We start from the raw sequence: 16,754 nt of genomic DNA, 5'->3' as shown, positions 1-16,754 counted from the left end.
AACCCGCAATCCAGCCACTCCACACACTCAAGCACGGGAGCAACCCATGAGCGCAGCCGTCAGCCCTGACGTCACCCACACACGCATCCGTCCCTTCAACACCCGCGAGACCTACCCGGAGCAGAACCTCGACAACGACCTGTGCCAGGCCGTCGTCGCCGCGGGTGTCGTCTATCTGCGCGGGCAGATCGGCCAGGATCTGGACACTCGCGAATCGGTGGGCATCGGCGACGTCGAGGTACAGGCAGAGAAGGCCATGAGCAACATCGCGATGCTGCTCGACGAGGCGGGCAGTTCGCTGCGCGACATCGTCAAGGTGACCGTGTATCTCACCGACATCCGTTACCGCGAGACGGTTTACCGGGTGATGGGCCGCTGGCTCAAGGGTGTGTATCCGGTGTCGACCGGACTGGTGGTCGACGCACTCGCGCGGCCGGAATGGCTCGTCGAGATCGACGCGACCGCAGTGCTCAGCGAGCCGAGCGGAGCGGCACGATGACGATGTCGCTCGTCGCGCGCGACCCCGCGAGTGGCGCATTCGGCATCATCGTCTGTTCGTCGAGTCCCGCGGTGGCAGCGCGCTGCGCCCACCCGCGGGCAGGTGTCGGCGTGGTCGCGTCGCAGAACGTCACCAATCCCGCACTCGGCCCCGCGGTGCTCGACCGGCTTTCCGACGGCCTCGACGCCGAGAAAGCGCTCACCGCAGCACTTTCCACGGAGCAACACCCCGAGTACCGCCAGGTGAGCGTCGTCGACGCGCACGGGCACACCGCGCTGCATTCCGGCGCGCGCAGCCTGGGAACCTACGGTGGCGTCGAGGGCTACCAGTCCGTGGCCGCCGGCAATATGCTTGCCGACCTGTCTGTGCTCGAGTCGCTGCTGACCGGCTACGCCGACAGTGTGGCCGACGCATTCGAACAACGACTGCTCGACGGCCTCCGCGCAGCGCTCGACGCCGGAGGCGAAGAAGGACCGGTGCACTCTGCCGGCCTCCTGGTCGTCGACGACGTGCCGTGGCCCGTCACCGATCTGCGCGTGGATTTCGCCGACGATCCGCTCGACGACCTCGCTTCGCTCTGGCAGATCTGGCAGCCACAGAAAAACGACTATCGTGTCCGCGGCGTCGACCCGACGCGTGCGCCCTCCTACGGAGTTCCGGGAGACCTGTGACCACCATCGACGCCACCCCCGATAGGTTCGACGCCGAACTCGGCAGCCGCATCGCCTCGGCACACCCGAGTCTCATCGCGCTCGCGCACGACCTGTACGACAATCCCGAGACCGCCTGGGAGGAAATCTATTCGGCAGCTCGGGTGGCCGGCCCACTCTCCGACGGCGGCTTCACGATCGTCGAGCAATTCTGCGACCTCCCGACCGCGTTCACCGCGACAATCGGAACTGGCGACCTCCACGTCGCACTCTGCGCCGAATACGACGCACTGCCGGGACTCGGCCATGCCTGCGGGCACAACCTCATCTCCGCGATCACCGTCGGCGCGGCACTTGCGCTGGCACCGATCGTCGACGACCTCGGTCTGACACTGACGGTCATCGGTACTCCCGCGGAAGAAGGCGGCGGCGGCAAGATCGAACTGCTCGAGCGCGGCGGATTCGACGCTCAGCACGCCGCCGCGATGGTTCATCCCGGACCGGCAGATGTCGCACGCGCGCGGCCATTCGCCGTGTCGCACAGTCACATCGACTACCACGGCAAGTCGGCGCACGCTGCCGCCTATCCCGAACGTGGCGTGAACGCCGCAGATGCGTTCACCATCGCCCAGGTGGCCATCGGCCTTCTGCGCCAACAGCTTCCCGCGTCGGTGCGCGTACACGGCATGATCACACGCGGCGGCGAGGCACCCAACTCCATCGCCGAGCACACCGAGGGACGCTGGTATGTCCGCGCCGAAACACTCGCCGAACTCGCCGAGGTCGAACCCCGGGTAATGCGGTGCTTCGAGGCGGGCGCACTCGCCAGCGGCGCGTCGCTCACCGTGACCCCGGAGTCCAAGCCGTACGCCGAGTTCCGCACCGACGAAGAACTTCTCGGCCGCTACGAGCAGCGCGCCCTCGCGGCCGGACGCCGTTTCGGCTCCGGTCCCGACGCGACCATGGCGCGTGCGTCGACCGATATGGGCAACGTCTCGCAGGTACTGCCTGCGATTCACCCCTACATCGGCATCGATTCGCTACCCGCGGTCAACCATCAACCCGAATTTGCTGCTGCCACACTTACATCTGCAGCGGAGACGGCAATCGCTCAGGGTGCGCTCGCTCTGGCGGGAACCGTCGTCGACGCCGCCGTGCTCGACTCGATCCGCGACAGGCTTCTGGCCAACGGCACTCGCACGACACACACAGGGGCAACAGGTGACCACTGACGCCGCGGGTGCGGTTCGCATCGAACACGACCTCCTCGGCGATCACGCGGTATCCGCCGACGCCTACTACGGGGTGCACACGGCACGGGCGATGGAGAACTTCCCGATCTCCGGCGTCCCCATCTCCACTCACCCCGACCTCATCGTCGCCCTGGCGGCGGTGAAACAGGCTGCCGCAGAATCCAATCGCGAGCTCGGACTACTCGATCCCCCGATCGCCGACGCGATCATCGCGGCATGCAGCGAAATCCGCTCCGGGTCGCTTCACGAGCAGTTCGTCGTCGATCAGATCCAGGGCGGCGCGGGGACGTCGACCAACATGAACGCCAACGAGGTGATCGCGAACAGGGCGCTCGAACTGCTCGGGTACCGACGCGGCGACTATCACGTGCTTCACCCGCTCGAACACGTCAACCTCGGACAGAGCACCAACGACGTCTACCCCACGGCAGTGAAGGTGGCGCTGGGAATCGCTGCCCGTGGACTCTCGGATGCCCTGCGCGCACTGGCGGCCGAATGTGCCGACAAGGCAGTCGAATTCGGTGACATGCTCAAACTCGGACGTACGCAACTACAAGATGCTGTACCGATGACTCTCGGGCAGGAGTTCGGCGCGTTCGCGGTCACCATCGGCGAGGACGCCGACAGGATGGACGAGGCGATCTCGCTCATCGCCGAAATCAATCTCGGCGGCACCGCGATCGGCACCGGACTCAACGCCCACCCGTCCTATGCCGCGCAGGCATGCGAACGCCTGCGACAGCTCACCGGTCTACCGCTGACCACTGCGGGAGATCTGGTCGAGGCGACGTCGGACGTCGGCTCCTTCGTACAACTCTCCGGTGTCACCAAACGTGCCGCCGTGAAGCTCTCGAAGATCTGTAATGATCTGCGACTCTTGTCGTCCGGTCCTCGCGCGGGCTTCGGCGAGATCGTGCTTCCCGCCGTACAGGCCGGATCGAGCATCATGCCGGGCAAGGTCAACCCGGTCATCCCCGAGGTCGTGAACCAGGTGGCCTTCGAGGTGATCGGCAACGACCTCACGGTGACCCTCGCCGCCGAAGCAGGTCAGTTGCAGCTCAACGCTTTCGAGCCGATCATCGCGCGGGCACTCCTGTCGTCACTGACCCATCTGCGCGCCGCTGTGCATGTACTCGGCGAGCGCTGCATCCGAGGCATCACCGCGAGAGAAGATCGCATGCGCGCAGCGGTCTACGGCTCCGCCAGCATCGCCACCGCGCTCAATCCGGTCCTCGGCTACGAGGCGACCACCGCGTTGGTCGCGGAGGCGGTGGCAACCGGAGCGTCGATTCCCGATCTCGTTCGACGCTCCGCACTGCTCGACGACACCACGCTCGACACCGCACTACACCCCGACAACCTGTGCCGACCACACGATTCGGCGCGTCGAGACGTCAGCGGGAATGCTCGTCGACGACGAGATCAGGACACCGCAGCGCTGCCTGCAGATACTGCGTAACGGCGCTGCGGGCACTCGCGGCATCCAGCGCCCTGGTGCGCCCGACGAGATGGATGCCGCACCCGTCTTCGAGCGCCACCGCAGCCCTGGCGACCAGTTCGCTGTCGACGTCGGCGAAGACACCCGCCGCGATACCGCCGTCGATCGCCTCGCGGTAGAGCGAGGTCTCGAGGTCGAAGAGCGTCGACATCAGTTCGGCATGTGCGGGTGAGCGCGCACTGTAGAGATGTAACTCGTACAGCGCAGGTGACATCGGATCGTCGGGGTCGCAGATTCCGAGCTCGACGAGCCTTGTCAGGGCAGTCACCGGATCGTCGACGTCGGTGGCGGCGGTACGTCGACCCTCGTAGAACCGCGTGACCGCGGCCTCGTGCACCGCGAGCAACAACTCGTCGATCCCGGGAAAGTAGTAGGTGATCGACCCTGGCGACAGACCCGCCGCGTCGGCGACGTCTTTGATACGCAATCCCATGAGTCCGCGCGCAGCGATCGCACTCGTCGCGGCGTCGACGATCTCTGCGCGACGTGCGTGCTGATTGCGTGGACGTGCCATACGTCCCGATACTGCCGCCATGCACCGCGTCGGGGCAACTCCGCTGATTACATCGGTTCTCCCGATGAACCAATTCGGAAGTTCACACCGTGAGATGTCCGCAACAGGGCTGCCCGACGGGACAAACCGCGATACCGTCATTTCATTCTTTGCGATTGACCTCAAAGAATGACACGAGTCGCCGCCACTGCCCGACGCCGACTCCACAGCCAACAACTGACTCACTGCGCCAGGCGTTTTCACGCCGCAGCACCTCTCGACGGAGATCCACATGCGCGACCATCGCTACGACATCCTCTTCGAACCGGTCCGGATCGGACCGATCACCGCCCGCAACCGGTTCTTCCAGGTGCCGCACTGCAACGGCATGGGATACCGCGATCCGTCTGGCGAGGCGGCGATGCGGCGGACGAAGGCCGAGGGCGGGTGGGCCGTGGTCTGCACCGAGCAGGTCGAGATTCATCCGACGTCCGATATCGGACCGTTCATCGAGCTCCGCCTCTGGGACGACCAGGACATGCCCGCGATCGCGCGCATCGCCGAGCAGATTCACGAGGGTGGTGCGCTCGCGGGAATCGAGCTGGCGCACAACGGGCTCAACAGCCCCAATTTGATCAGTCGTGAAACTCCGCTGGCACCACAGCATCTCCCCGTCGTCTCGTGGAATCTCGATCCGGTGCAGGCCCGTGCGATGACAAAGGCTGACATCGTCGATCTGCGGAAGTGGCATGCGGATTCGGTGCATCGGTCACTGAAAGCCGGCTACGACATCGTCTACGTCTACGCGGGACACGCAATCGGCGGTCTGCACCACTTCCTGTCGCGCCGGTACAACAATCGCACCGACGAGTACGGCGGCAGCCTCGAGAACCGCGTTCGACTCATCCGCGAGATCCTCGAGGACACCCGGGAGATCGCCGACGGGAAAGCCGCTGTCGCATGCCGGATCTCGGTCGACGAACTGCTCGGCGACGACGGCATCACCCGCAGCGAGATGGAAGACGTCTTCGGACTGATCGGCGAGCACCCCGACCTCTGGGACCTCGTGCTCGGAAGCTGGGAGGACGACTCGGTCACCTCGCGCTTCGGCCCCGAGGCCGAGCAGGAACCGTACGTCACCGGACTCAAGCAACTCACCACCAAGCCTGTTGTCGGCGTAGGCCGCTTCACTTCTCCCGACACCATGGTCCGGCACGTGAAGTCAGGCATTCTCGACCTCATCGGCGCCGCACGGCCGTCTATCGCGGATCCCTTCATGCCCAACAAGATCGAACGCGGCGACCTCGCAGACATCCGCGAATGCATCGGCTGCAACATCTGCGTGTCCGGCGATTTCACGATGTCGCCGATCCGGTGCACGCAAAATCCCACAATGGGCGAGGAATTCCGACGCGGCTGGCACCCGGAGCGCATCTCGGTGAAGGGCTCCGACTCCTCGGTGCTCGTCGTCGGTGCGGGGCCTGCGGGCCTCGAAGCCGCACGTGCACTGGGTAATCGCGGGTATCCCGTGACGCTCACCGAGGCGAGCCGGGTGCTCGGTGGCCGTGTGGCCCGCGAGTCGAAGCTTCCCGGGCTGTCCGCATGGATTCGCGTCATCGACTATCGGCTGCAGCAACTCGACCGTCTCGACAACGTCGAGGTCTATCGCGAATCGCCGATGAGCACCGACGACATCCTCGAGTACGGCTTCGACCACGTCGTGATCGCGACCGGGGCGTCGTGGCGAGGTGACGGCGTCGGTCGCTGGCACACGCATCCCATCGAGATCGATTCCAGCACTTCGGTCTTCACTCCGGACGACATCATGGCCGGGGCGCGACCCGCCGGCAAGCGCGTCGTGCTGTTCGACGACGACCACTACTACCTCGGTGCCGTCGTCGCGGAGATGCTCGCCAAGGAGGGCTTCGCGGTCACGCTCGTCACCCCGGTCCCGCAGGTGTCGCAGTGGACCACCAACACCATGGAGGCTCACCGCATTCGCGCGCGGATCATGGAGGCGGGCGTCGACGTGCGCACCGACACCGCGGTGACCGCCGTCGACGCCACCGGCGTACAGACCGCGTGCCGATTCACCGGGCGGACAGGGCATCTCGACGCCGACGCCGTCGTCATGGTGACCGCGCGCCTCCCCCACGACGAGCTCTACACCCAACTGCACGAGCGCAGCGACGACTGGGCCGCGGCCGGAGTTCGCAGCGTCACCGGTGTCGGCGACGCCTGGGCGCCGTCGACCATCGCCGCAGCAGTCTGGTCGGGACACCGATTCGCCGAGGAACTCGACGTGCCACGCAACGACGACCCTGTTCCGTTCCGCCGGGAGGTCACCCAGTTGTCGATCGAGCCGGTGTTCAGTACGCCGGTCTCGGTGTCCTGACGGACCCACGGATCACAGGAGTGGTGATGTACGCAGATCACATTTTCACCAACGCAGCGGTGTGGCAACCACTCGGTATGCCACCGGCGACCACCGTCGCCGTGTCCGACGGCACCATCGTCGCGATCGGGTCCGACGTCGATCGCGACCTGGTGTCGGCGTCGACTGTCATCCACGACCTCGCGGGAGCAAGCCTGCTGCCGGGGTTCATCGACGCGCACGTGCATCCGGTGGCAGGCGGACTCGCAGCGCTGCGCTGTGATCTGTCCGAACTCGCACACGATCGGCGAGGCTATCTAAACGCCATCGCCGCTTACGTCGACTCACACCCCGACGCTCCGGTCATCACCGGAAGTGGTTGGTACGGCGATGCGTTTCCCGGCGGTCTACCCACGCGTGCCGACCTCGATGAGGTCGTCGCCGACCGGCCCGCTGTGCTCTCCAGCCACGACGGACACGGCGTGTGGGTCAACAGTGCAGCACTGGCGACCGCCGGAATCGACCGGCACACGCCCGATCCGACGGGTGGGCGCATCGAGCGCGACGCCGCAGGCGAACCCACCGGCGTCCTCTTCGAGCGCGCCGCCGACAGTGTGCAGGCGCTCGCGCCCGAGATCGACGACGCCGTACTGCGCGAGGCATTGTTGACGGCTCAGCGTCGGCTGCACTCCGTCGGCGTCACCGGCTGGCAGGACGCGGGCGTCGACATCCCGGCATTCGGACTCTCCGACACACTCGCGACCTACCTTGCCGCCGACGAGGCGGGAGAGCTGACCGCACGGGTCTGCGGAGCGCTGTGGTGGGCAGCCGAACAGGGACTCTCGCAGATCGACGTACTCCGCGAACGCCGGGCGGTCGCGCGACACGGCCACCGGTTTCACGTCGACACCGTCAAGGTGATGCAGGACGGGATTTGCGAGAACTGCACTGCCGCAATGCTCGCGCCCTACTCCGACCTACCGACGGGCGCTGATCCCACCGGACTGTCCTTCATCGACCCGGCAGAACTGAACGAGGTGTGTGCACTCCTGGCACGCGACGAGTTCCACATTCACATGCACGCCGTCGGCGACCGCGCGGTCCGCGAATGCCTCGATGCGCTCGGTGCCGCGCGCGCGGCCAATCCGCAGTTCGATGCGGCACACCAGATCGCACATCTGGATGTGGTTGACCCGCAGGATATTCCACGGTTCGCAGCGCTCGGCGTGATGGCGAACATCCAGGCACTGTGGGCTCGCCGCGACATCGAGATCGTCGAGCGCAAGCTCCCGCTACTGGGCACCGACCGCGAGCGATGGCACTTCCCCTTCGGTTCGATCACCACGGCTGGTGGGACGCTGGCGATGGGCAGCGACTGGCCCGTCACCGACCCCAATCCGCTGTGGGCCATACACACCGCAGTGAATCGGACCGGTTCTGATGCAGATCCGCACGCCATCGGCACCGACGCTCGCACCGTGCCCCTCATCGCCGAGGAGGCGCTCAGTCTGCGGACCGCCGTCGACGCCTACACGATCGGCGCGGCGCGCGCCGCACACTGCGCACAACACGCCGGTTCGATCGAGATCGGAAAGGACGCCGACCTGGTCGCACTCTCGGGTGACATCTCAACGGCCCGGGACATCGGTTGCCTCACAGCACAACTGACGATGGTCGGTGGCGATCTCGTTGGCGGTAGCGCACTCGGCGAGGTCGTCGGCGGCAAGGCGCCAGCTCAATGAACAGTGTTGTCACCGAACAGATCTCGGCACAGTTCAGCGACGACCGCGGCACGCCGGGTCGGTCGCGCGGCAATCGCGTTGAGCAGGACCATCGTGAGCGCGGGCGTCTCGTCGGCGATGGGTATCGCCGCAACCTGGTGTCCGTCCAGCGCCATCGGTACGGCGGCCTGCAGGTTGAGCACCGTGTACGCCAACCCGCGTCCCACGAGTGCGCGGCACGTCTCGACGGTCGTCGAGCGGTAGCGCACAACGGGTTCGACGCCTGCGTCTGCAAAGACCTGCCGAAAGTAGTCGCGGCTATGCGGCAGGTCGAGTAACGCCATGGGTTCGTCGGCCAGGTCGGCGAGCCTGACCTTCCGCCGTTTGGCGAGTCGGTGCGAGCCCTCGACCAGCACGTAGGGCGGCACGCGGCGTAGTGGCCATCGCTTGAGTCGCGGGTCGTCGACAAGGTCGTATCCGATGCCCATCTCGAACGTTCCGTCTGCGACGCCCTCGGCGAGGTCGGCCATATCGACCTCGGTGGTCAGCAACTCCAGATTCGGCAGCTTCTGGGCTGCCACGGACAACAACTCAGGAAGCAGGTACGGCGCCATGACCTCGAAGCAACCGATCGTGAGGGTTCCGGTCAACGATCCGCCCAATCCGTGTGCGACAGAACGAAGATCGGCCGCCGATGCCAACAACTGGCGACTGGCCACGAGCAATTGTCGACCTGCGGGAGTCAACGTGATGCCCTTGGCGTGATGACGGACCAGAAGCTGAATCCCCAGTGCCCCTTCGAGATCGGTCAGCGCAGTCGACATCGCTGACTGGGACAGATGCACGGCAGACGCCGCGCGGGTGATACTCCCCGCCTCGGCCACGGCGACGAAATACTCCAACTGACGCAACGTGTAATCAGCCACGACGACCTCACAGACGATCCGGACACGGCATCGGCTCCATCAATGCCGATGCATAAGAACCCCGACTCTACAGAACCTCGCTTCATCTCGACGGCCATCTGACGCCGCGCGATATCCACCTCTCCGAGGAGTACCTCCATGACACTCTCGCATTCCGACCCGGGACGGACACATTCCGGACAACTAGGCCCCGGTCCCGCTCACCCCGACATCGAACCAGCAGGCCCGCACCTGCGACATTCGTTGCGCCGCTTCGACGTTCCGATCATGATCCTGTCGGCGCTGATCAGCCTCGACATGGTCGGCGAGATCTCATCGTTCGGCGGCGAGACCTTCACGTGGCTCGTCGTGTTGGCGCTGCTGTGGATGGTCCCCTACGGCCTCGTCACCGCAGAGCTCGGTAGCGCATTTCCCGACGAGGGCGGATTGTTCGAGTGGGTCAAGCGCGCCTTCGGACGTCTACCCGCATCGATCGCCACGGTCATGTACTGGTCGATCAACCCGTTGTGGATCGGTGGGTCCCTCGCCTTCATCAGCACCGAAGCATGGAGCACGTTCATCCATCCGATCGATTCGGGCACCGCGGGCGACTTCGTCTTCAAAACGCTCTTCGTCGTGGGAGCTGTCGCAGTCACCCTGCTGTCGATGCGGCGGGCACGTGCCGTGCTGCAACTGGGTACCTACCTCAAGCTGATCCTGGCCGCCGTGTTCCTCGTGACCACGGTTATCTATGGAATTCAGCACGGATTCAACGGAATCGGCTCGGTCACCTGGTCGCCGACGCTCGGCGGCTTCCTCGGCCTCGTCCCACTGCTCCTGTTCTCCCTCGTCGGCTTCGAGGTTCCCAGCCAGGCAGGCGGCGAGATGCAGAATCCGCAGCGCGACGTTCCGCGCGGTATCGCGATGAGTGGATGCATCGGTCTGTTGGTCTACGCGCTCCCGGTCTTGGCTCTCCTGCTGGTGTTGCCGAGTGACAAGATCACCGGCATCGGCGGTTTCATGGCAGCCCTCGACACGGTCTTCGGTGTCTACGGCTCGGCAGCGTCGATCCTCGTGAAGGTTGCGGTGATCGCGTTCATCATCGCGCTCGCGATCACGGGCGCCACCTGGGCGATGGCCGCGAACCGCGCGTTGGCTGTCGCGGCAGGCGACGGTGGCTTCTTCCCCTGCTTCGCCAAGTTCGACGCGAAAACGGGGTCGCCGCTTCGGGTCGGCATCTTCACCGGAGTCATCGCCCTGGCGTTCATGATCGTCGGCGTCATCTTCTCCGGCGGCGACAGCGCAGCAACATTCACGGTGGTACTCACCATCACCATCTCGACATCACTGATCGCCTACCTCTTCGTCTTTCCCGCCGCATTCCGCCTGCGCATCAACCATTCCGAAACGCCGCGGCCCTACGCCGTGCCCGGCGGCACGATCGGCATGGGCATCGCGTCGGGACTCGCGACGTTCTGGGCAGCGCTCGGAGTCTGGGTAGCCGTGTTCCCCGGCACGCTGGAGAAGCTGTTCGGCCTCGACTACGAGTTCCTCGACACCTGGAATGTGTCCCGCGTCCGCTTCGAGGCGTTCACACTCGGAACGCTGGCGGTGCTCACCGTCATCGCCGTCGCCGGCTACCTCGCCGCGCGAAGGTCGCGCCGGAGCACGTCACTCACTGTCGAGCAGCGATGATCTCCGCGGCGCGTTCGGCAACACTCATGATGGTGCCGACGGGATTGACCGACGTGAGCGTGGGGAAGACAGAGGCATCGACGACGCGCAGACCGCTGACACCACGAACTCGCAGCGATGGGTCCAGCACGGCCATCGGGTCGTCGTCCGATCCCATCCTGCAGGTTCCGGATACGTGGTAGACCGTCTGATGTGTGGCCCGCAGTGCCGACGACAGTTCGTCGTCGGACTGCAGGGCCTCGCCCGGGAACACTTCGCGCACAACCCACTTCGACATCGGTGCGGTCGCGGCGATGCGTCGTGCGGCACGAATACCCGCCACGAGCATCGCCTCGTCCACGCCGTCGGGGTCGGTGAAGTAGCGATAATCGATCGACGGCGGAGTCGACGGATCGCCGTCGACGATCTGGACTCGGCCACGGCTGCGCGGCTTGGCGACGTTCGGCGCGATCGAGATGATCCGTTCGGGCATGTCGACGCCGTAGCTGACGGCATGGTCGGCGACGGCCTCGACCGGGAAGTGCATGAGCACGTCGGGACGTGCGGGCCTCGATTCGTCGACACGCATCGCAGCGCCCGCATCCCACCCGGTGGCGCAGGTCGACGGCACGTCGCGATCGGTTTCCCACACGATGAGACCTTCGGCGTGATCCATGAGGTTCTCGCCGACGCCGGATGCGACGACGCGCACCGGCACTCCCGCCCGGGTGAGCACGTCACTCGGACCGATCCCCGAGCGCTGCAGCAGGGCCGGTGAAGCGATCGCACCCGCGCACACGATCACTTCGCGCGTCGCGAAGTGATCGCTCTCGCTACCGTCGCTCGCAACGGTCCGCACTCCGACTGCGCGGTCTCCGTCGAAGAGGATCGAACTGGCCAGTTCATGGTGCAGCACAGTCAGATTGGGCCGCTCGGCGAGTACGGGGTGCAGATCGTGCACCGACGTCGACGATCGCAGGTTGGATTCGGGGGTGTACCCGATGTCGAAGAAACCGGACCCCTCACCCGTCTCGGCGAAGTCGGCGTCGTGGTTCCAGCCTGCTCGCGCCGGCAGATCGAGAGCCGAGCGAGCAGCGTCGACGACGTCGGCGACGTACGGATTGCGGTCGGCTTCTGCGACAGGCGCAATGGGCGTGACGAGCTTGTCGAAGTAACGGCCGAGCGTGTCGGCATCCCAGCCGTCGGCCCCCAGCGCGACCCACTCGTCCATGTCCGCGCGCAGCGGTCGCCACGTGATCATCGTGTTGGCCGTCGCGCAACCTCCGAGGATGTGCATGCGCGCCTGCCGGATTCCGGAGTTGCCGCGCTCTTGCGGCACGCTCCGGTAATCCTGGTCGTACTCACTCTCGAGCATCTCCGCCCAGCGTCGAATCGACCGGGCGCGGGGTTCGTGCTCGTCACTCGGACCGGCCTCGAGGACCGTGACCGTCACCGCGGGATCCTCACTGAGGCGGGCCGCTACGATGCAGCCTGCGGTGCCGCCTCCCACGACGAGATAGTCAGTGACACTGGGTATATAGGGGGCACTGGGTGTATCAGGGGCACCGGGGTTGTCAGGCTGGCTCATGCCGCCGGCTCTGACGCCAGGTTCGCGCTCGCCAACGCCTCGCTCTTACGGGTGGTCATCAGGACGTAGTAGAGGGGGCAGATGACCGCGAGTCCGACAATCCACGAGATATCAACGCCGCCAATCTCTTTCGCCAGCGGTCCGGTCCACAGTGTTGTCGACAGGAACGGAATCTGCACTCCGATACCGATTGCGTAGCACGCGATGGCGATCCAGTTGAATCGGCCGTACACGCCGCCATCGCGACGGAAGAGTGACTCGATGTCGTACTCGCCGTGGCGCAGGAGGTAGTAGTCGACGAGATTGACCGCGGTCCAAGGAATCAGGACGCACAGCAGCAGAGCCAAGAAGTTGGCGTAGTTGGCCAGGAAGTCGTCTGCACTGAGCAGTGCGGGCAACATCGCGAGGGCGAACAGCACGAGCGCGATGACCGCACGACTCTTCGCCTCAGCTCGCCATCGGGGAAAGATGTTCTGTCCCACGGTGATCGTCGAGAGCGCACCACAGTAGAGGTTCATGCCGTTGGTGACGCTGATACCGACGGCGAAGACGAGGAACAGCCCCGTCGAGATCCCATGGGTCAACGTGCCCATGCCTGTGAGGGTGTCGGAGTCGGGCAGTGCGGCGCCGATCAGCACACCGAGCAGCATCGGAAGTACCGACCCGAGAACACATCCCGCATACGTTGCCCAGAAGGCGGTCTTCACACCGGTGTCGCGCGGCAGGTAGCGCGTGTAGTCCGAGACGTAGGGCGCATAGGCGATCTGCCACAGGGCCGCCGCGGAGAACGTCGCCATGAAGCCTGCCCAGGTGAATCCGTCGCCGTGCCAGGTATCAGTCGGCAACCCGTTGACGCCGATCATCCAGATGAATGCGAGAAGAAGGGCCAGACCCGCGACAACTGACAGCACTGCCGCCATCGAATGAATCAGCTTGTAGCCGATCATGGTCACGACGACGCTGATGGCACCGATGATGAAGATCGCCCAGTTGTCCGGCAGCCCGGTCACTTCGGCAAAGGCCTTGCCGCCGAGCACCGCGTTCGACGCGAAGAAACCCAAGTACATGAAGACGACGAGGACCACGACGAGCAGGCTGCCGAGCGAGCCGAATTGCGCTCGGGTCTGGAGCATCTGGGGCACACCCATCTGCGGGCCCTGCGCCGCGTGCAGTGCCATGACCACACCGCCGACGAGGTTGCCCGCGACCACCGCGATCGCGCCCGCCCAGAACGGCAGCCCGAACACGGTGGTCGCCAGAGCGCCGGTGATGATCGTCAGCAACATGATGTTGGAGCCGAACCACACGGTGAAGATGTCGCGCGCCCTGCCGTGGCGCTCGTCGTGCGGAATGTGGTCGATGGTGCGGCGCTCCACCGACGGAGCTGAGCCCGTCGACGGCTGGGTTGACGTGTTCATCGGGAGATACCTCTGCTCTGTTGCTGTGTTGCCCAATGCGGGTGTCTGTTCGCGAGTCACGGGTGAGTGACTCGGATGGAATCGCGGCCACGGCGTCGGGGCTGTTCAGCAAGTATCGGGGTGACCGCTATCACCGGGAAAACAGAAACTTCCGGTCTTTTACATCTGGAGAACAGATGACCTTCGACGCCCCACCACTTCTCGGCGCGGACGGAGAGCGCAACCAGCCCAGCACACCTTGCATCGACCAGGCCGATGTAGAAAGTCAGATAAATCGGCGCCGCCTGATCTATCGCACATGCAGAAACACGGTCACGATGGAGTCATGACCGATCTACCCGACCTCACCTCCATCGACTGGTCCGCTCGCGCCGGAGAGATCACCTTCTGCTCGGAGGCGTTCATCGACGGCCAGTGGGTTGCCGCGCGGTCGGGCGCGACCTTCGACGTGGTGAATCCGGCGACGGACACCGTGCTCGCCTCCGTCGCCGCCTGCAACACCGAGGACGTCGACGCCGCTGTTGTCGCTGCGCGTCGCGCCTTCGATGACGGGCGCTGGTCGAAGCTGTCCGCCGGCGAGCGCGGGGCGATACTCATCCGCTTCGCCACCCTGATCGAACAGCATGCCGAGGAACTCGCGACGCTCGTGACGCTGGAGATGGGCAAGGCGATCCGCGATTCCTACGAGGTCGAGGTCCCCGGCGCCGCAGCTGTTTTCCGCTTCTACGGCGAGGTGGCCGACAAGATCCCGGGCGAGTTGCCCCCGACCGCAGACGGCAGCGTCGCCATGGTTCGCCGAGTGCCGCTCGGCGTCGTCGGCGCAGTTGTTCCTTGGAACTTTCCGCTCGACATCGCGGCGTGGAAGGTCGCACCCGCACTGGCCGCGGGCAACACCGTCGTTCTCAAACCTGCTGAGGAAAGCCCGCTTTCGGCTCTGCGCATGGCCGAGATCGCGGTCGAAGCCGGGATCCCACCCGGCGTCTTCAACGTCGTGCCGGGCCTGGGCGCCGACGCCGGTCGCGCGCTCGGGCTCCATCCCGACGTGCAGTGCCTGACATTCACCGGCTCCACGGAGGTCGGGAAGAAGTTCTTGGCCTACAGCGCGGAATCGAACATGAAGCAGGTCTGGCTCGAGTGCGGTGGCAAGAGTCCCAACCTGGTGTTCGCCGACTGCGCCGACCTCGACGCCGCCGCAGAAATGGCCTGTTTCGGCATCTTCGGCAATCAGGGTGAGGTCTGCTCCGCCAACAGCCGACTACTGGTGCAGCGCGAGATACTCGACGAATTCGTCGACAAGGTCGTCGAGAAAGCCGCGGCGTATCGGCCGGGCGACCCGCTCGACCCGGCTTCGACGACGGGCGCCATGGTGACGCGCAAGCAACTCGACCTCGTCCTCGGCTTCGTCGATCAGGCACGCGTGGACGGACGAATAGCACTCGGCGGCAACCGAATCGGCGACGTCGGATGCTTCATGGAACCCACCGTCGTCGTCGACCTTCCCGCCGATTCGACTGTGATGACCGACGAGATCTTCGGCCCGGTGCTGTCGGTGATCGCGTTCGATTCCGAGGAGGAGGCCGTCGCCCTGGCCAATGACACTCCGTACGGGCTCGCAGCATCGGCATGGACGTCGAATCTCGACCGCGCCCTACGGATGTCGGACACTCTGCACGCCGGGACCGTCTCGATCAACACCGTCGACGCCCTCTCCCCCGGAACACCTTTCGGCGGCTTCGGCGCGTCGGGGTTCGGTTCGGACCTGTCGGTCCATGCGATCGAGAAGTTCACCGGACTCAAGACGACGTGGATCGCGCGCGGTTGAGGTTCACGTCCGCGAGGTAACTGACACGGCTGATTCAACAGTGGTGCAGTCCCGCTCACCCGTTTCCTTCCGGCTTATTGAATTCAATAAGCGGGAAGGAAATGGGTGAGCGTGCGGTTGGGCGTCGAATCAGCGCTGGCGCGCCAGCACCATGCGCAGGGCCATACGCGCGTACGCCGTGCCCAAAGTGCCGGGATCGCGGCGATCACGGCTGGGGAACCAGCGGCACACATCGACGCACAGCGACGAGATGGCGAGCACGACATCGTCGGGGTCGTCGGCCGCGAACTCACCGGCGGCCACCCCTCCGGCGACGATGGTTGCCAGAATCGCGGTCGTCTTGCGTCGAACCGCGCTGATCGAGCGGTAATGGTCGGCGGTGAGCGCACCCAGTTCGTACTGGACCACCTTGGCCAGCTCGTGATGCTCCGCCTGCCACCGCGCGAAGGCGCTCACGACGTTCTCCAGACGAACGGCGTAGGGGTCCGACGGGTCGTCGACCTCGCGGAGCGCCTCGTAGACGCTGCGGTGTCCGTCGAGGGCAATCGAGTACAGCAGGTCCTCTTTCGACCGGAAGTGCGGGTACATCGCCGCGGCGCTCATCTTCAGCGACGCCGCGATCTGACGGGTCGACGTGCCGGCATAGCCGAGTTGAGCGAACGACACGATCGCCGCATCGCGGATGCGCTGCGCTGCTGCCGACTCCCTTGTCGTCACGTCGCCGTCACCCCATTTCGCTCGTCGAATTCCCGGCCGATGGTTGACCCCAACCGGCACACCAGGCAGTATAAGCGAGTGCTCATAAAATGAGCGACTGCTTAGGACGACGATTCCGTCACGTCTGATCGTGTGATCGGAT

At 65.3% G+C, this 16,754-nt stretch carries 13 protein-coding genes; 8 read left to right on the top strand and 5 right to left on the bottom strand.

Annotated elements, in window-relative coordinates; all coding sequences use genetic code 11:
• The first annotated feature begins 46 nt into the window (after positions 1-46).
• From ABW18_RS10690 to ABW18_RS10675, 4 genes are read left to right on the top strand one after another with little or no spacing between them, the layout of a single operon-like run.
• Positions 47-499, top strand: a complete 453-nt coding sequence (locus ABW18_RS10690; RefSeq protein WP_049698926.1) for a RidA family protein — start codon at positions 47-49, stop codon at positions 497-499.
• Positions 496-1,170 carry a DUF1028 domain-containing protein gene (locus tag ABW18_RS10685; protein ID WP_049698925.1) on the top strand — a complete coding sequence of 225 codons (675 nt, stop codon included), beginning with the start codon at positions 496-498 and terminating at the stop codon, positions 1,168-1,170. The genes ABW18_RS10690 and ABW18_RS10685 overlap by 4 nt, the downstream gene beginning before the upstream one ends.
• A 50-nt stretch (positions 1,171-1,220) precedes the next feature.
• Entirely contained in the window at positions 1,221-2,381 is a 1,161-nt protein-coding gene (locus tag ABW18_RS10680) for a M20 family metallopeptidase (protein WP_049699063.1), read from the top strand.
• Positions 2,371-3,861 (top strand): aspartate ammonia-lyase, encoded by a 1,491-nt coding sequence (locus ABW18_RS10675; protein ID WP_049698924.1) that lies wholly within the window; start codon positions 2,371-2,373, stop codon positions 3,859-3,861. Before ABW18_RS10680 ends, ABW18_RS10675 begins: the two co-directional genes overlap by 11 nt.
• Here the strand turns inward: ABW18_RS10675 and ABW18_RS10670 are convergent.
• Positions 3,797-4,414, bottom strand: coding sequence for a TetR/AcrR family transcriptional regulator (locus ABW18_RS10670; protein WP_049698923.1), 618 nt, complete (start codon positions 4,412-4,414; stop codon positions 3,797-3,799). The genes ABW18_RS10675 and ABW18_RS10670 overlap by 65 nt on opposite strands.
• A gap of 271 nt (positions 4,415-4,685) precedes the next feature.
• On the opposite strand from ABW18_RS10670, the gene ABW18_RS10665 reads away from it, so the two are divergent.
• Both ABW18_RS10665 and ABW18_RS10660 read left to right on the top strand, forming a co-directional pair.
• Positions 4,686-6,788, top strand: a complete 2,103-nt coding sequence (locus ABW18_RS10665; RefSeq protein WP_049698922.1) for an oxidoreductase — start codon at positions 4,686-4,688, stop codon at positions 6,786-6,788.
• Positions 6,789-6,814: 26 nt separating this feature from the next.
• The gene (locus tag ABW18_RS10660) at positions 6,815-8,509 is read left to right on the top strand and encodes an amidohydrolase (protein ID WP_049698921.1); all 1,695 of its coding nucleotides are present in this window, start codon (positions 6,815-6,817) and stop codon (positions 8,507-8,509) included.
• Here the strand turns inward: ABW18_RS10660 and ABW18_RS10655 are convergent.
• A complete protein-coding gene (locus ABW18_RS10655; RefSeq protein ID WP_049698920.1) occupies positions 8,503-9,414 on the bottom strand; it encodes a LysR family transcriptional regulator in 912 nt (303 codons plus the stop codon). The two genes, ABW18_RS10660 and ABW18_RS10655, sit on opposite strands and share 7 nt — an antisense overlap.
• A 138-nt stretch (positions 9,415-9,552) precedes the next feature.
• Between ABW18_RS10655 and ABW18_RS10650 the strand changes: the two genes are divergently transcribed.
• Positions 9,553-11,088, top strand: a complete 1,536-nt coding sequence (locus ABW18_RS10650) for an APC family permease (protein ID WP_083444364.1) — start codon at positions 9,553-9,555, stop codon at positions 11,086-11,088.
• Here the strand turns inward: ABW18_RS10650 and ABW18_RS10645 are convergent.
• Both ABW18_RS10645 and ABW18_RS10640 read right to left on the bottom strand, forming a co-directional pair.
• Positions 11,069-12,655 carry a GMC family oxidoreductase gene (locus ABW18_RS10645; RefSeq protein WP_049698919.1) on the bottom strand — a complete coding sequence of 529 codons (1,587 nt, stop codon included), beginning with the start codon at positions 12,653-12,655 and terminating at the stop codon, positions 11,069-11,071. The genes ABW18_RS10650 and ABW18_RS10645 overlap by 20 nt on opposite strands.
• Positions 12,652-14,073: a purine-cytosine permease family protein gene (locus ABW18_RS10640; RefSeq protein WP_049699061.1), complete on the bottom strand. Its 1,422-nt coding sequence runs from the start codon at positions 14,071-14,073 to the stop codon at positions 12,652-12,654. The genes ABW18_RS10645 and ABW18_RS10640 overlap by 4 nt, the downstream gene beginning before the upstream one ends.
• Before the next feature lie 325 nt (positions 14,074-14,398).
• Here ABW18_RS10640 and ABW18_RS10635 point away from each other — a divergent pair, with 325 nt between their 5' ends.
• Positions 14,399-15,895 (top strand): aldehyde dehydrogenase family protein, encoded by a 1,497-nt coding sequence (locus ABW18_RS10635; protein ID WP_049698918.1) that lies wholly within the window; start codon positions 14,399-14,401, stop codon positions 15,893-15,895.
• Between the two features lie 129 nt (positions 15,896-16,024).
• Here the strand turns inward: ABW18_RS10635 and ABW18_RS10630 are convergent, their stop codons facing one another.
• Positions 16,025-16,612, bottom strand: a complete 588-nt coding sequence (locus ABW18_RS10630) for a TetR/AcrR family transcriptional regulator (protein WP_049698917.1) — start codon at positions 16,610-16,612, stop codon at positions 16,025-16,027.
• Between the last annotated feature and the right edge of the window lie 142 nt (positions 16,613-16,754).

Source organism: Gordonia jacobaea (assembly GCF_001186365.1).
GTDB lineage: Bacteria > Actinomycetota > Actinomycetes > Mycobacteriales > Mycobacteriaceae > Gordonia > Gordonia jacobaea.
This window is presented reverse-complemented; position numbering and strand designations above follow the sequence as displayed.

What these genes read in the sequence shown, in the direction of transcription:
- ABW18_RS10690 (WP_049698926.1), top strand. Translation starts at nt 47, where the DNA reads ATGAGCGCAGCCGTCAGCCCTGACGTCACCCACACACGCATCCGTCCC.
- ABW18_RS10685 (WP_049698925.1), top strand. Translation starts at nt 496, where the DNA reads ATGACGATGTCGCTCGTCGCGCGCGACCCCGCGAGTGGCGCATTCGGC.
- ABW18_RS10670 (WP_049698923.1), bottom strand. Translation starts at nt 4,414, where the DNA reads ATGGCACGTCCACGCAATCAGCACGCACGTCGCGCAGAGATCGTCGAC.
- ABW18_RS10665 (WP_049698922.1), top strand. Translation starts at nt 4,686, where the DNA reads ATGCGCGACCATCGCTACGACATCCTCTTCGAACCGGTCCGGATCGGA.
- ABW18_RS10660 (WP_049698921.1), top strand. Translation starts at nt 6,815, where the DNA reads ATGTACGCAGATCACATTTTCACCAACGCAGCGGTGTGGCAACCACTC.
- ABW18_RS10650 (WP_083444364.1), top strand. Translation starts at nt 9,553, where the DNA reads ATGACACTCTCGCATTCCGACCCGGGACGGACACATTCCGGACAACTA.
- ABW18_RS10645 (WP_049698919.1), bottom strand. Translation starts at nt 12,655, where the DNA reads ATGAGCCAGCCTGACAACCCCGGTGCCCCTGATACACCCAGTGCCCCC.
- ABW18_RS10640 (WP_049699061.1), bottom strand. Translation starts at nt 14,073, where the DNA reads ATGAACACGTCAACCCAGCCGTCGACGGGCTCAGCTCCGTCGGTGGAG.
- ABW18_RS10635 (WP_049698918.1), top strand. Translation starts at nt 14,399, where the DNA reads ATGACCGATCTACCCGACCTCACCTCCATCGACTGGTCCGCTCGCGCC.